This is a genomic window from Subtercola boreus, assembly GCF_003399635.1.
In the GTDB taxonomy this organism is placed as follows: Bacteria; Actinomycetota; Actinomycetes; order Actinomycetales; family Microbacteriaceae; genus Subtercola; species Subtercola boreus_B.
The window spans coordinates 1-579 of the sequence record NZ_NBXB01000051.1; the positions used below are offsets into that span (position 1 = coordinate 1).

Genomic DNA, 579 nt, shown 5'->3' on the forward strand with positions numbered 1-579 from the left:
AGGACACGCTGGACAGTGCGGTGGAAACCCGCGCTGAACGCGTTCGCGATCACCTTCGCCGACCGCTGGCCGGCAGCAGAAACCTACTAACCAAAAATGCTGGAAACACCGAAAACGTTACAGACCCTTCAAGACAACTGGCAACCGCGGAATTTCGCGGATCTTCCAGGCCGTTTTATGGGGGAGTGGGGTGCCTCGAAAACCTTTAGCTTTTCAAGACATGCTCACCAACTCCGACTCCGGCAATGAATCATTCTGCAGGCGCTGATCTGTTGATGAACATGTAGTAAAACCGCCTACCTCGGAAGAGCAGGGTCCCTGTCCATTTTTTTGCTTCATGTGACGGGGCCTTTGCGGAGTTTGAGCGCTCCTTAATCGGTGAACGGCAACGGGAGGGCATAGCTCTCGCGAAGCGGCGAAGGGCCTACAAGGGCCGCGTGCCGGCCTCGAGCGGGTCAAGTCCCCGGTGGTGGTGTAGTGGTGGTTCCTTCGGTTTGAGTGTTTAGGCGCTGAGGGCGAGGGCTGGTTCGGTCACCTCGTTTCTGTTGTCGGGTACGAGTGTGAGGCGGGATTTGGTGA

The 579-nt window shown here is 57.0% G+C and carries 1 pseudogene; it reads left to right on the plus strand.

The window, feature by feature from the left end:
- Nucleotides 1-335 precede the first annotated feature (335 nt).
- A pseudogene (locus tag B7R22_RS20005) lies at nucleotides 336-437 on the plus strand (recombinase family protein); the annotation flags it as partial.
- Between the last annotated feature and the right edge of the window lie 142 nt (nucleotides 438-579).